This is a genomic window from Bacteroides finegoldii DSM 17565, assembly GCF_000156195.1.
GTDB lineage: Bacteria > Bacteroidota > Bacteroidia > Bacteroidales > Bacteroidaceae > Bacteroides > Bacteroides finegoldii.
The window spans coordinates 2,275-15,299 of record NZ_GG688341.1 but is presented as its reverse complement, the minus strand read 5'-3'; the positions used below and the strand labels follow the sequence as shown (position 1 = coordinate 15,299).

The window sequence follows — 13,025 nt, the reverse complement described above, 5'->3', positions numbered from 1 at the left end:
TCCTATCATTATTCCTCTGTGTACTCTGTGTCCTCTGTGGTGAAAAAAATCAGCACGCTTTGAAGCTCATGTCCAGTCCTTTCACGGAATGCGTCAAAGCCCCGACGGAGATAAAGTCAACGCCACATTCGGCATAATCACGAAGAGTATCAAAGGTGATACCGCCGGAAGATTCGGTTTCATACTTGCCAGCCACCATTTCTACTGCCTTTTTAGTCATTTCGGGAGTGAAGTTGTCGAACATGATACGGTCTACACCACCTAAATCAAGCACTTGTTGCAGTTCGTCGAAGTTGCGGACTTCTATTTCTATCTTCAGTTCTTTACCTTTTTCCTTGCAGTATTCTTTGGCACGGGTGATGGCCTTGTCGATACCTCCGGCAAAATCCACATGATTGTCTTTCAACAGAATCATGTCGAACAACCCGATACGATGATTTACGCCACCGCCAATCTTTACTGCCATCTTTTCAAGGATACGCATACCGGGAGTTGTCTTACGGGTATCCAATACGCGGGTATGAGTGCCTTCAAGTTTCTTCGCATATTTGCGTGTCATGGTCGCGATACCGCTCATGCGCTGCATCACGTTCAACATCAGGCGTTCGGTTTGAAGCAAGGACTGCACCTTACCTTCCACCACCATTGCCACATCACCCGGCTTCACCTCCGCACCGTCATTGATAAACACTTCGACTTTCATCGTCGGGTCGAAACGATTGAAGATTTCTTTAGCCACTTCGATACCGGCCAGCACACCGACTTCCTTGATAAGCAATTTTGATTTTCCCATTGCCGTAGCGGGAATACATGACAGGGTGGTATGGTCACCATCACCTATATCTTCTGCAAAAGCAAGATCGATCAGTTTGTCGATCAGTTCTTTTTCCTTATTCATTGATTTTGTCAATTCTTATTTGGTGTATTAAACATTTATCCTGTACTTTTTTCAGAAAGCAGTTCACACGAAAGTTTCCGTTCGTTGTGGCCAACGTACCGATAACGAAACTTGACCCGTCCCGCTTTCCCTGATGGTTCACTGTAAACCCATTGACTTTATTCTTCGTGAAGAAGTCTTGCATCACAGCGGTCGCTTTCTGTTTGTCAACGTTTGTCGAGCTACCTTGGAGCACCAGGTTTACCTTGTCCCCCATATACTTACTCAGCTCTTGTGAGCTTCCTCTTTTAAATGCCGTAATCACTCCTGCCGGTATCTCCTGCGCCATTAGCAACGAGAAGGAAAGAAGCAAAGCGGCCATTCCTACGAGCACTCGTTTTTTCATAAATACAAGCTTTTAAGTTGTAGTTTAAAGACTTAAACTTTCAACTAATGATAGGCAAAGGTAAGCATTAATTGCAGAATAACATAAAAAATGCCTATTTTTGTGCAATTAAATACAATTGCAAAGATATGAAAACAACCTTGCTCGTCGTAGGACGAACCGTAGAACAGCATTATATTACAGCTATCAACGACTATATACAGCGTACGAAACGTTATATCACTTTTGATATGGAAGTGATCCCCGAACTGAAAAATACAAAAAGTCTTTCGATGGAGGTGCAGAAAGAAAAGGAAGGGGAGCTGATTCTGAAAGCCCTTCAACCGGGTGATGTGGTGGTATTATTGGATGAGCACGGGAAAGAGATGCGTTCCCTTGAATTTGCCGAGTATATGAAACGGAAAATGAATACGGTGAATAAACGACTGGTTTTCATTATCGGAGGACCGTATGGCTTTTCGGAAAAAGTATATCAAGCGGCACACGAAAAGATTTCAATGTCAAAGATGACTTTCTCGCACCAGATGATCCGACTGATATTCGTGGAGCAGATTTATCGAGCTATGACTATATTAAATGGAGGGCCGTATCATCACGAATAAAAACATAGCCTGTCATGTTAAAAGAGTCAATCTGTTTGGCTGATTTCAAATAAAACAGTTTCTTTGTAAAGAATATAATGGATAATATGCAAGAAAGTAAGGATTACATATCAAAACTATCCCACCACTTGTTTTGGGATATAGACATATCCAATGCAGACATGGACAAGACTATCGAACCCAATACTTTGGAATTGCTAAAAAAGCTTCCCCAATAAGTTGTAATAAAAGGGAAATATCATTTATCTCCCTTTTTCTTCCAAATACAATTTATCAGTTACTCCCGATTCATCAAACGATGTTCCGCCATCTGTTCGAACTTTGTTCCCGGACGACCGTAATTAGCATACGGATAAATGGAAATACCACCACGTGGAGTAAAGATTCCGGTTACTTCAATGTATTTGGGATTCATCAACTTTATCAAATCTTTCATTATAATATTCACACAATCTTCATGAAAGGCTCCATGATTACGGAAACTGAAAAGATAGAGTTTCAAGCTCTTGCTTTCTACCATTTTTATATCGGGAATGTAGCTGATACGTATTTCCGCAAAGTCCGGCTGTCCGGTAATAGGACACAGACTTGTGAACTCCGGGCAGTTGAAACGTACCCAATAATCATTTTCAGGATGCTTATTATCAAAGGCTTCCAATACTTCCGGAGCATAATCTTGCTTATACTCGGTTTTTCTTCCCAATAAGGAAAGCTGGTCTTTTAATTCAGTCATTGCACTTACTAGTTACGAGCTCTACACTAAACAAAAAACGTATTTTCTCTATCACCTATCACCATCAACTCCCAGCCCACGTTTGCTTTATCCTCATCTTACTTGTTACGGTGTGTTTCACGGCATGAAACAGAATGTTTCACACTGGAGAACAGATAGTTTCTTACAGCAGAACCAATAGTTTCAAGCACCGGAAACTTTAGTTTCATGCCACTGAAACTTTAGTTTCTCACCGATGAAACAACAGTTTCAAGCTGTTGAAACTAATTTAAACCACCGCTTATCGGACAAAACTACCGTAGATACAAAGCTTACTATCATTTGCTAGCCGGAGCTTACCGGTGACAACAGATGTGACAACAAAACTTCAAATTTAGCTGCTGTCACTGCTTGCTGTCACAAGATATACAATTTATAATCAATTGTTTATCTATAAGAATGTGACAGATGACAGCAAAAAATACATTTTAATCTCTGTGTAGAGATATTATTGATTCTTACTTTTTAAATACTTCTCCAATCCTTCCCGACGCAACTTACAAGCCGGACAATGTCCGCAGCCATCCCCTTGAACGCCATTATAGCACGTCAAAGTCTCATTACGAATCAACTCCAACACACCCAGTTCGTCGGCCAAAGCCCATGTTTCCGCTTTATCAATCCACATCAAAGGAGTATGGATCACAAATTGTTCATCCATAGCCAAGTTCAACGTTACATTGAGAGACTTGATAAAGGAATCACGGCAATCGGGATAACCGCTGAAATCGGTTTGGGAAACCCCTGTTACCAAGTGGTTTATACCGCGTTCACGGGCATATACCGCTGCAATGCTCAGAAAAAACAGATTACGCCCCGGCACAAAAGTATTGGGAACAGTATCTGCGGGCTTTTCCTGATCCATCACCATTGTAGTGTCAGTCAAAGAGTTATGTCCAAGTTGCCCGACAAAAGACACGTCCATCACATCAAATTCCACTTCCGCTTTCCGGGCTATCTCCCGTGCAAACTCCACTTCTTTCTGATGTTTCTGACCATACAGGAAACTCAGAGCATACACTTTCTTAAAGTTGCGTTTTGCCCAAAACAGACACGTAGTAGAGTCTTGCCCTCCACTGAACACAACCAATGCTGCTTCTCTATTCATAAATCTATCTTAAATATCTTTGATTTTCAGTACATTGTAGGATATATCGGTATCGTAAACATCGCTACCATCTATTTGCTTAATAGCTTTCACCACACGGATAGTTACCGGAAGGATAATCACTTCGTACATGGACTTCAGCACAATCTGAATACCCATCATAATAAACAACTCTTTCCAAGCGATGATTCCTCCGAAAGCCACCGGGAAGAATATCAACGAATCCGCCGTTTCACCTACAACGGTTGACAAAATGGCACGAGCGGAAAAGTTACGCCCTTGACTGGCAATTTTCATTTTGCTCATCACATACGCATTGAGGAACGAGCCAACCAAGAAAGCCATCAGACTGGCAGCTACGATACGGGGAGCCATACCGAATACAAAATCGAAATGTTCTTCTCCTTCCCAAAAAGGGGCAGCTGGAATGGCTACGGCTATCAGCCCGAGAGTGACAACAAAGAAATTCATGGCAAAACCGCTCCAAATTATCAAGCGGGCTTTCTTGAATCCCCATACTTCGGCGATACAATCATTAATAATATAAGAAATTGGGAAAACCAACAATCCTGCAGTCACGGTCAGACTACCAATCTGGATTACTTTTGTCTCAAGAAGATTCGCCGCAATAAGGCATACATTAAATAAAATGCCCAGCAGCATAAAAGGTACGGATACTTTTTCTTTCATAATTCCTGTTTTTACGTGGTGTTCTAGAATACACGACCGCTATTCACGGCATCATACTTTATTTTATCTTTCGGGGTGCAAAGATAGAAAATAAAACTGAAACAAGCGCATCAAGACTGCCGAATTCTATTATCCATATATAGAAAAACAGGCACACCACTCAAAATCAAGAACTTTGCTTTAAGCAGAGAAGTCTTTAAGTTCCTCCTTCAGCCGTTTGCGGATAAAGAATAAACGGCTCTTTACCGTTCCCATCGGCAACCCTAACTTGTCGGCAATCTCCCGATACTTAAATCCTGCCACAAACATCTGGAAAGGAACTTTCATTTCTTCCGGTATCGAATGTATCACACGATACAGATGTTTCATGTCATATGTAAATTCAAATCTATCCGCATCTTCATCTTCAATCTGATATTGTTGATTGATAGAATAATTATCATCCATGATATTCATTTCGCGAACAGTACGGCGATAGTTATTGACAAAAATGTTACGCATCAGTGTATACATCCACCCCTTCAGGTTCTTACTATACGTAAACTTCTCCTGATTATCTAATGCCTGCAACACACAATCCTGCACCAAATCATTGGCAGAATCACGGTCTGCCGTCAACTTATATGCAAAGCGATGTAAATCCGGCTGTATCGCTAATATTCCTTGAGTAAATTCTACTTTTTCCATCGTCGTATTTTCTTTATCTGATTACTACGGTACAAAGATCCGTCTTTTTAGAATGATTATAAATAGCAATTCTTCCGATTAGTTTGGCAATTTTTCCTTTGCCTCTCTCAACCATTTCTTTTTTTAGTTGTTCTTTGGGCATTCACCTAAAACTTAACTGATAATGAAGACTAGTTTCAAAATGGTAGCAATGCTACTGGGGATGGGAATTTTCCCCCTCTGTGCCAATGCGCAGAAAAAGGTAATCATCGAAGACGAGGAACCTAATTCCATCATGTTTATCTCCCGTGACAAAGCAGGAGACGAGATCATCCGGATTATGAACGACCGTTCGCAACTGCGTTTCCATGATCCGAATGCTCCCCGCTTCCTGCTGACTGACCAGAAAGGAAAATTCGCTTTAGGTATCGGAGGCTACGTCCGTGCGACAGCAGAATATGACTTTGGCGGTATCGTAGATGATGTGGATTTCTACCCGGCGTTGATCCCGCAACGTGGAAGCGGAAATTTCGCTAAAAATCAGTTTCAGATGGACATCACCACTTCTACCCTCTTCCTTAAATTGGTAGGACGTACGAAGCATCTCGGAGACTTTGTTGTCTATACTGCCGGAAACTTTCGTGGAGACGGGAAAACATTTGAATTACAAAATGCTTATGCACAATTTCTCGGTTTCACCATCGGTTACAGTTACGGTTCGTTCATGGACCTCGTCGCTCTCCCTCCCACTATCGACTTTGCGGGCCCTAACGGTTCAGCATTCTACCGTACTACACAATTAAGCTATATGTGCGATAAGTTGAAAAACTGGAAGTTCGGTGTCGCTATGGAAATGCCTTCGGTAGACGGTACAACCAACAGTGATATTTCCATCAACACGCAACGTATGCCGGACTTTGCCACTTCCGCACAATATAACTGGAACAGCAGCAGCCATATCAAACTAAGCGCTATAATACGTAGCATGATTTATTCAAGTAATGTGTACGACAAAGCTTATTCCAAAACCGGATTCGGTTTGCAAGCGTCTACAACATTCAATGTCACAAAAAAATTACAAGCTTACGGACAGTTAAACTATGGTAAGGGAATCGGCTCTTATCTTAACGACTTGAGTAATCTGAATGTAGATATCGTCCCCGACCCGGACAATGAAGGTAAAATGCAGGTTCTTCCTATGTTAGGATGGTATGCAGGATTACAGTACAACTTCTGCCCAAGTTTCTTTGTCTCCGGAACGTACAGCCTGTCCAGACTATATTCCGAAAACGGATACCCAAGCGGAAATCCGGAATCATACCGTAAAGGCCAGTATCTTGTAGCCAATGCCTTCTGGAATGTCAGCAACAATATGCAGGTCGGAGTTGAATATCTGAGAGGGTGGCGTACAGATTTCAGCTCTTCAACCCGTCACGCGAACCGGTTAAATTTGCTGATGCAGTATTCTTTCTAAAAAACAAAAAGGGAGATAACAGATGAAAATGCTATCTCCCTTTCCTCATTATTAACTCAATTTCTGTTATAAAAAAGATCAGGTCAATTAGAATTTATAATCTACTCCCAATCCAAATACTTTATTAGTACGACTGTAAGTAGTAGCTGAAAGTCCAAGCACACTCTCTGTCACTTTTTTATAATCTTTATAGTTTGTCCAAAAATAAGCGACGTTCATAGTCAAATGCTTCGTCATCTTGATTGCAGCACCAAAACCTAATGAGTAAGAGTCACAAGAAAAACTGATATCACTTTGAAAATCATCAGATAAGCCATAATCTGTATTCTGAAAACCACCACTAATAGTCAACTGTTTCGTTACATCCCATTCTGCCCCTAGCAAAATTTCATGTGTACCATGCTTTAAATGATCTTGCTTATCATTTGCCATACCCGCATCTTTATCAAAGAAATGATGATATTCTACAGACGCACGAAGTGTAGGAAGAATCTCATAACCAACAGCAGCAGTCAATAAAGCCGGAATATCACTCGGGGTATTTACTCCATCTTTAAAATCAGCCAATGGATTCCCTTTATCCGGCATCACAATTCCATTCTGACGTACCTCAGCCATTTTAGTTTTATTCTCAAGATTTAGGTTTGTCATAAACTCGTATTTCAGACCTATATTCCATTTTCCTAATTTTATGTCAGCACCCAAAATAGGAGTTATACCCCATCCGGTTTGGTCGCAATCTAGTTCGATACCTGCTAATTCTTTTCCACCTATAGATGGCAGTTCACTATTTGCAGTCGCTGTCAAAAAGCCTTCATATCCACCGCTGAAATAATTCATACGCCCACCGGCAAAAACAGCTAACCAATCATTTATCTTGTATGACAAACCTAATTGTACACCATAAATAAATTGACTTCCATCCATAGCACTGTTAAGAGTATAAAGATCAGAGACAGCACCAGCTCCCACCAATTGTTGTAATCCTTTCAATTTGTCACTAGCAGCTAATCCTCCCATTATCATCGAGTCAAACATTCCTAAACCGTTATCAAACGAAGCTTTTCCACCACCACCGACAACAGCAAAACTACCAGAAATGGTCCAATCGCCTTTTTTATAAGCACCCTGAAAGCTAGGAATAAAAGGTGCGGAAGCCGTCCCCTTATAATAACGTCTATGTCCATCCTCTGGAAATAAAGGAAACGTCATATCTATATTACGTGTCTGATATGCACTTTGCCCATTCAGAGATAAATAAAGGCCATCACTCGGCAAGAAAGCCAAACCGGCAGGGTTAGAATACACACCATCAATATCAATAGAAGCACCACGAGCCAACATTCTCAAAAAAGCCACATGTTGATTAGTATTTGTCAGAAGCCCTCCGGCAAAAGTTGGAATTGAAACGATTAACATCACAAATCCAATCAAGGAAATTTTTCTCATCTAAATCTTTTTTAAATTATTTCGGGCGCAAAGATATAACATTATTGCACACGAAATATATGTTTGTGCATTTATTTTCTATCACTCCCTATTTTAATTGAAAAAGCAAACTGTTTCTAATGAAACAATCTATATTTATCACTTAATAAAGTCCAAACAAATCAACCGGCTTTTACGTTTATATTATAAGTAAATTATAAAAGAATATTATGGCCTATACAATTGCATTTTTCGGCACAAAGCCTTATGACGAATCGTCGTTTAACGATAAAAACAAAGAGTTCGGATTTGAAATACGTTATTATAAAGGACATCTGAATAAGAACAATGTACTGCTGACACAAGGCGTAGATGCGGTCTGCATCTTTGTGAATGATGTCGCTGACGCAGAAGTCATCCGCATTATGGCAGAGAACGGAGTAAAATTGCTGGCACTGCGATGTGCGGGATTCAATAACGTAGATCTGAATGCGGCTGCTACTGCCGGAATCACCGTAGTACGTGTTCCTGCTTACTCTCCCTATGCCGTTGCCGAATACACCGTAGCTCTGATGTTATCATTGAACCGGAAAATCCCCCGTGCATCCTGGCGCACGAAAGACGGAAATTTCTCCCTTCATGGTTTGATGGGATTCGATATGCATGGAAAAACAGCCGGAATCATCGGTACGGGGAAAATAGCAAAAATCCTGATTCATATCCTAAAAGGTTTCGGAATGAATGTGCTGGCATACGATCTTTATCCGGATTATAACTTTGCCAGAGAAGAACAAATTGTCTACACTTCGTTGGACGAACTGTATCATAGTTCGGATATCATTTCTCTGCATTGCCCGCTTACTGAAGAAACAAAATATCTTATTAACGACTATTCTATCAGTAAAATGAAAGACGGTGTAATGATTATCAATACCGGTCGCGGACAGTTAATTCACACCAATGCACTGATTGAAGGCCTGAAAAACAAGAAAATCGGATCGGCAGGATTGGACGTCTACGAAGAAGAGAGCGAATACTTCTATGAAGACCAGTCCGACCGCATCATCGACGATGATGTGCTTGCCCGCTTGCTCTCGTTCAACAATGTTATCGTCACTTCGCATCAAGCCTTTTTCACACGTGAAGCAATGGAAAACATAGCTATAACAACTTTACAAAATATAAAAGATTTTATCAATCACAAGCCTCTGCTAAATGAAGTGAAGAGATAAACCTTTTATCCTCCCACTTTGTTTACGAAGCATATAAACAACAAGAAAAAGGAGTTATTTATGAAAAAAGTAATACATAGAGCTGATACAAGAGGGCATTCCCAATACGATTGGCTGGATAGTTATCACACCTTCAGTTTCGATGAATATTTCGATTCCAACCGTATCAATTTCGGTGCTCTTCGCGTATTGAATGATGACAAAGTGGCGCCCGGAGAAGGATTCCAGACACATCCTCACAAGAATATGGAAATTGTATCCATTCCCCTGAAAGGACATCTGCAACATGGAGACAGCAAGAAAAACAGCCGGATTATTACCGTCGGAGAAATCCAGACTATGAGTGCCGGAACCGGAATTTTCCATAGCGAAGTGAATGCCAGTCCCGTAGAACCGGTTGAGTTCCTGCAAATCTGGATTATGCCGAGAGAACGGAACACACGCCCCGTTTATCAGGATTTCAACATCAGTGAGCTGGAATGTCCCAACGAGCTGGCAGTCATCGTATCACCTGACGGCAGTACTCCCGCATCTCTTTTGCAAGACACCTGGTTCTCAATAGGCAAAGTAGAGGCCGACAAGAAACTGGGGTATCATATGCATCAAAGTCATGCAGGCGTATATATATTCCTCATTGAAGGAGAAATTGCAGTAGAAGGCGAAGTGCTGAAACGTCGTGACGGAATGGGGATCTACGAAACTAATAGTTTTGAATTGGAAACTTTGAAAGACTCGCATATTTTATTAATAGAAGTACCGATGTGAAAAATTACGGAAATATAGCCGATATCCGGCAAGAATATACTAAAAGCGGATTGCGGGAAAATGAACTTCCCGACGACCCGCTTTTGCTTTTCAGTCAGTGGTTGCAAGAAGCCATCGACGCAAAAGTAGATGAACCGACCGCTGTCACCGTTGGTACTGTATCTCCCGAAGGAAAGCCGTCCACACGTACCGTATTACTGAAGGGACTCCACGATGGTAAGTTCGTCTTTTACACAAATTACGAAAGCCGTAAAGGAAAACAATTGGCACAAAATCCATATATTTCCCTCTCTTTCGTATGGCATACACTCGAAAGGCAAGTACATATAGAAGGAATAGCAAGCAAAGTGACTCCGGAAGAGTCGGACGAATACTTCCGGAAACGCCCTTATAGGAGTCGGGTCGGTGCACGCATTTCCCCGCAAAGCCAACCGATTTCAAGCAGAATGCAGTTAATACGCGCTTTCATCAAAGAGGCGGCACGTTGGATAGGGAAAGAAGTAGAAAGGCCTGATAATTGGGGCGGATATGCCGTTGTCCCTACCAGAATTGAGTTTTGGCAAGGACGGCCGAACCGTCTACATGACCGTTTCCTATATACGTTACAACTAAATGGAGAATGGGAAATCAGTCGTCTTGCTCCTTGATTTCGTCGATTTTCCTTGGCAACTTCAACTAGAATACTTAATATTGCAATCCTAAAATATTCAGCTTATGATACTGGATTATATATACCATAGCGGTTTCGCCATCGAAGCAGAAGGAGTAACCGTTATCATCGATTACTATAAAGATTCTTCCGAAACTGAAAATAATCGGGGAATCGTACATGATTACCTTTTACAAAGGCCGGGCAAATTGTACGTACTAGCTACACACTTCCACCCCGATCACTTTAACCGTGAAATATTAACATGGAAAGAGCAACGGCCCGATATTCAGTACATCTTTTCCAAAGATATTCTGAAATCACACCGTGCCAAAAGCGAAGACGCTTTCTTCATAAAAAAAGGAGAAGCGTACGAAGATGATACGATACGAATCGATGCATTTGGTTCGACGGATGTCGGCAGTTCATTTCTGCTTCACCTCCAAGGCTGGAGTATTTTCCATGCCGGTGATTTAAATAACTGGCATTGGAGCGAAGAATCTACCGAAGAAGAGATACGAAAAGCCAACGGTGATTTCCTTGCAGAAGTTAAATATTTAAAAGAAAAAGCGTCGAACATTGATTTAGTGCTGTTTCCGGTAGATCGAAGAATGGGAAAAGATTATATGAAAGGAGCAAAACAGTTCATCGAACAAATAAAAACTACTATATTTGTGCCCATGCATTTCAGTGAAGATTATGAAGGCGGTAATGCACTTCGTAATTTTGCTGAAAATGCAGGTTGCCGTTTCGTCAACATCACCCATCGGGGCGAAAGTTTTGAGATTACCAAATAAACACATAATAATTATGAATAAATTTACAATTTTGTTTCTTACCCTGCTTCTTGCATTGCCGGTGGCAATGAAGGCAGAATCTGCAAAAGAAAAAAGAGACGACACCAGATACCTTACAGGAGCCGTTCCTGAAGTTGATGGTAAGGTCGTATTTTCCAAAGAATTTCAAATTCCGGGAATGAGTCAGGCGCAAATCTACGACACTATTATGAAATGGATGCAAGAACGCTTGAAAGAGAATAAGAATATTGAAAGTCGGGTAGTTTTCTCCGATGAAGCTAAAGGTACGGTTGCCGGTATCGGAGAGGAATGGATTGTTTTCAGTTCCAGTGCTTTGTCGTTAGACCGTACACTCATCAATTACCAGATTACCGTTACCTGCAAACCCGGTAACTGCCTGGTAGAATTGGAAAAAATCCGTTTTACTTACCGCGAAACAGAAAAATATAAGGCAGAAGAATGGATTACCGATAAATATGCACTTAATAAGACAAAGACCAAGTTGGTACGTGGTCTGGCTAAATGGCGTAGAAAAACGGTAGACTTCGCAGATGATATATTTATGGATGTAGCCGTCGCTTTCGGAGCACCGGATACCCGTCCTAAAGCCGAAAAGAAGAAAAAAGAGGAAGAGAAGACAACTCCGTCAATTGTCGCAGCCGCAGGTCCGATTATCATTGGCAACACAGATAAAAAGACCGATATAAAGGTGACGACTACTGAACCTGCCAATACAGTTCCTGCTGCTACTCTTACTCCCGCTACTCCGGTCGGTAAAGCTTCATCGGATATGCCGGGTTACGTAGAAATTGACTTGAAGCAAATTCCGGGTGAGGTATATGCTTTGATGGGAAGCGGCAAGCTGGTTATCAGTATCGGAAAGGACGAGTTTAACATGATCAATATGACTGCAAACGCCGGTGGTGCGTTGGGATATCAGTCCGGTAAGGCTGTAGCTTATTGTACTCTTTCCCCCGATCAGTCTTATGATGCCATAGAAAAAGCGGACAATTATACTCTGAAACTCTATGCTCCGAACCAAACAACTCCTTCGGCTGTTATAGAATGTAAGAAATTGCCTTCACAGACTACTCCGCAAGCCGGACAACCCCGCACATACGTCGGAGAAATTGTGAAGCTCTTAATGAAAAAATAAGAAAATTACAACAATGGAAATAAAAAGTAAATTTGACCATTTCAATATCAATGTCACGGACTTGGAACGGAGTATTGCCTTTTATGAAAAAGCGCTCGGTTTGAAAGAGCACCATCGAAAAGAGGCTTCCGATGGTTCGTTCACGCTAGTTTACCTAACAGACAATGAAACAGGATTTCTTCTAGAACTGACATGGCTAAAAGATCATGCCGCTCCTTATGAACTTGGAGAGAATGAAAGTCATCTTTGTTTTCGGGTGGCCGGTGACTATGATGCCATCAGAGCTTATCATAAAGAAATGAATTGTGTATGTTTCGAGAATACAGCTATGGGGCTGTATTTCATCAATGACCCGGATGACTATTGGATTGAGATACTTCCACAAAAGTAAGTATATAAAAAA

General features: G+C 41.3%; 15 protein-coding genes. 8 read left to right on the top strand and 7 right to left on the bottom strand.

The annotated features are described in order from the left end of the window. Window positions 1-49 precede the first annotated feature (49 nt). Window positions 50-898, bottom strand: coding sequence for a carboxylating nicotinate-nucleotide diphosphorylase (nadC, locus tag BACFIN_RS00645; protein ID WP_007758160.1), 849 nt, complete (start codon window positions 896-898; stop codon window positions 50-52). Further along, on the bottom strand, window positions 891-1,283 hold the full coding sequence (locus tag BACFIN_RS00650) for a DUF4783 domain-containing protein (protein WP_007758155.1): 393 nt from the start codon (window positions 1,281-1,283) through the stop codon (window positions 891-893). The genes nadC and BACFIN_RS00650 overlap by 8 nt, the downstream gene beginning before the upstream one ends. A 128-nt stretch (window positions 1,284-1,411) precedes the next feature. Here BACFIN_RS00650 and rlmH point away from each other — a divergent pair, with 128 nt between their 5' ends. Beyond that, window positions 1,412-1,885: a 23S rRNA (pseudouridine(1915)-N(3))-methyltransferase RlmH gene (gene rlmH, locus BACFIN_RS00655; protein WP_004314516.1), complete on the top strand. Its 474-nt coding sequence runs from the start codon at window positions 1,412-1,414 to the stop codon at window positions 1,883-1,885. Window positions 1,886-2,162: 277 nt separating this feature from the next. Here the strand turns inward: rlmH and queF are convergent, their stop codons facing one another. The 4 genes from queF to BACFIN_RS00675 all read right to left on the bottom strand — a co-directional run bounded on the left by queF (window position 2,163) and on the right by BACFIN_RS00675 (window position 5,142). Continuing rightward, window positions 2,163-2,618 (bottom strand): preQ(1) synthase, encoded by a 456-nt coding sequence (queF, locus tag BACFIN_RS00660; protein ID WP_007758153.1) that lies wholly within the window; start codon window positions 2,616-2,618, stop codon window positions 2,163-2,165. Between the two features lie 487 nt (window positions 2,619-3,105). Beyond that, window positions 3,106-3,765, bottom strand: coding sequence for a 7-cyano-7-deazaguanine synthase QueC (gene queC / locus BACFIN_RS00665; RefSeq protein WP_007758152.1), 660 nt, complete (start codon window positions 3,763-3,765; stop codon window positions 3,106-3,108). A gap of 9 nt (window positions 3,766-3,774) precedes the next feature. Further along, a complete protein-coding gene (locus tag BACFIN_RS00670; protein ID WP_007758150.1) occupies window positions 3,775-4,455 on the bottom strand; it encodes a queuosine precursor transporter in 681 nt (226 codons plus the stop codon). Window positions 4,456-4,635: 180 nt separating this feature from the next. Beyond that, the gene (locus BACFIN_RS00675) at window positions 4,636-5,142 is read right to left on the bottom strand and encodes an RNA polymerase sigma factor (RefSeq protein WP_007758144.1); all 507 of its coding nucleotides are present in this window, start codon (window positions 5,140-5,142) and stop codon (window positions 4,636-4,638) included. Window positions 5,143-5,305: 163 nt separating this feature from the next. On the opposite strand from BACFIN_RS00675, the gene BACFIN_RS00680 reads away from it, so the two are divergent. Next, the gene (locus BACFIN_RS00680; protein ID WP_007758136.1) at window positions 5,306-6,595 is read left to right on the top strand and encodes a porin; all 1,290 of its coding nucleotides are present in this window, start codon (window positions 5,306-5,308) and stop codon (window positions 6,593-6,595) included. A gap of 87 nt (window positions 6,596-6,682) precedes the next feature. On the opposite strand, the gene BACFIN_RS00685 is transcribed toward BACFIN_RS00680, so the two are convergent. After that, the gene (locus BACFIN_RS00685; RefSeq protein ID WP_007758135.1) at window positions 6,683-8,044 is read right to left on the bottom strand and encodes an OmpP1/FadL family transporter; all 1,362 of its coding nucleotides are present in this window, start codon (window positions 8,042-8,044) and stop codon (window positions 6,683-6,685) included. 209 nt (window positions 8,045-8,253) lie between these two features. On the opposite strand from BACFIN_RS00685, the gene BACFIN_RS00690 reads away from it, so the two are divergent. The 6 genes from BACFIN_RS00690 to BACFIN_RS00715 all read left to right on the top strand — a co-directional run bounded on the left by BACFIN_RS00690 (window position 8,254) and on the right by BACFIN_RS00715 (window position 13,013). Continuing rightward, window positions 8,254-9,255, top strand: coding sequence for a 2-hydroxyacid dehydrogenase (locus BACFIN_RS00690; RefSeq protein WP_007758134.1), 1,002 nt, complete (start codon window positions 8,254-8,256; stop codon window positions 9,253-9,255). 60 nt (window positions 9,256-9,315) lie between these two features. Then, window positions 9,316-10,020 (top strand): pirin family protein, encoded by a 705-nt coding sequence (locus tag BACFIN_RS00695; RefSeq protein WP_032839986.1) that lies wholly within the window; start codon window positions 9,316-9,318, stop codon window positions 10,018-10,020. Then, a complete protein-coding gene (gene pdxH / locus BACFIN_RS00700) occupies window positions 10,017-10,667 on the top strand; it encodes a pyridoxamine 5'-phosphate oxidase (protein WP_007758132.1) in 651 nt (216 codons plus the stop codon). Before BACFIN_RS00695 ends, pdxH begins: the two co-directional genes overlap by 4 nt. 67 nt (window positions 10,668-10,734) lie before the next feature. Next, the gene (locus BACFIN_RS00705) at window positions 10,735-11,466 is read left to right on the top strand and encodes an MBL fold metallo-hydrolase (RefSeq protein ID WP_007758130.1); all 732 of its coding nucleotides are present in this window, start codon (window positions 10,735-10,737) and stop codon (window positions 11,464-11,466) included. A 13-nt stretch (window positions 11,467-11,479) separates the two neighbouring features. Continuing rightward, entirely contained in the window at window positions 11,480-12,622 is a 1,143-nt protein-coding gene (locus tag BACFIN_RS00710; protein WP_007758125.1) for a DUF4468 domain-containing protein, read from the top strand. Between the two features lie 13 nt (window positions 12,623-12,635). Beyond that, window positions 12,636-13,013 carry a VOC family protein gene (locus tag BACFIN_RS00715; protein WP_007758123.1) on the top strand — a complete coding sequence of 126 codons (378 nt, stop codon included), beginning with the start codon at window positions 12,636-12,638 and terminating at the stop codon, window positions 13,011-13,013. The last annotated feature ends 12 nt before the right edge of the window (window positions 13,014-13,025 follow it).

Coding starts and splice junctions, on each gene's coding strand:
- BACFIN_RS00690 (WP_007758134.1), top strand. CDS start 8,254: ATGGCCTATACAATTGCATTTTTCGGCACAAAGCCTTATGACGAATCG.
- queC (WP_007758152.1), bottom strand. CDS start 3,765: ATGAATAGAGAAGCAGCATTGGTTGTGTTCAGTGGAGGGCAAGACTCT.
- BACFIN_RS00670 (WP_007758150.1), bottom strand. CDS start 4,455: ATGAAAGAAAAAGTATCCGTACCTTTTATGCTGCTGGGCATTTTATTT.
- BACFIN_RS00680 (WP_007758136.1), top strand. CDS start 5,306: ATGAAGACTAGTTTCAAAATGGTAGCAATGCTACTGGGGATGGGAATT.
- BACFIN_RS00715 (WP_007758123.1), top strand. CDS start 12,636: ATGGAAATAAAAAGTAAATTTGACCATTTCAATATCAATGTCACGGAC.
- BACFIN_RS00685 (WP_007758135.1), bottom strand. CDS start 8,044: ATGAGAAAAATTTCCTTGATTGGATTTGTGATGTTAATCGTTTCAATT.
- BACFIN_RS00705 (WP_007758130.1), top strand. CDS start 10,735: ATGATACTGGATTATATATACCATAGCGGTTTCGCCATCGAAGCAGAA.
- nadC (WP_007758160.1), bottom strand. CDS start 898: ATGAATAAGGAAAAAGAACTGATCGACAAACTGATCGATCTTGCTTTT.
- queF (WP_007758153.1), bottom strand. CDS start 2,618: ATGACTGAATTAAAAGACCAGCTTTCCTTATTGGGAAGAAAAACCGAG.
- rlmH (WP_004314516.1), top strand. CDS start 1,412: ATGAAAACAACCTTGCTCGTCGTAGGACGAACCGTAGAACAGCATTAT.
- BACFIN_RS00675 (WP_007758144.1), bottom strand. CDS start 5,142: ATGGAAAAAGTAGAATTTACTCAAGGAATATTAGCGATACAGCCGGAT.
- BACFIN_RS00650 (WP_007758155.1), bottom strand. CDS start 1,283: ATGAAAAAACGAGTGCTCGTAGGAATGGCCGCTTTGCTTCTTTCCTTC.
- BACFIN_RS00710 (WP_007758125.1), top strand. CDS start 11,480: ATGAATAAATTTACAATTTTGTTTCTTACCCTGCTTCTTGCATTGCCG.
- BACFIN_RS00695 (WP_032839986.1), top strand. CDS start 9,316: ATGAAAAAAGTAATACATAGAGCTGATACAAGAGGGCATTCCCAATAC.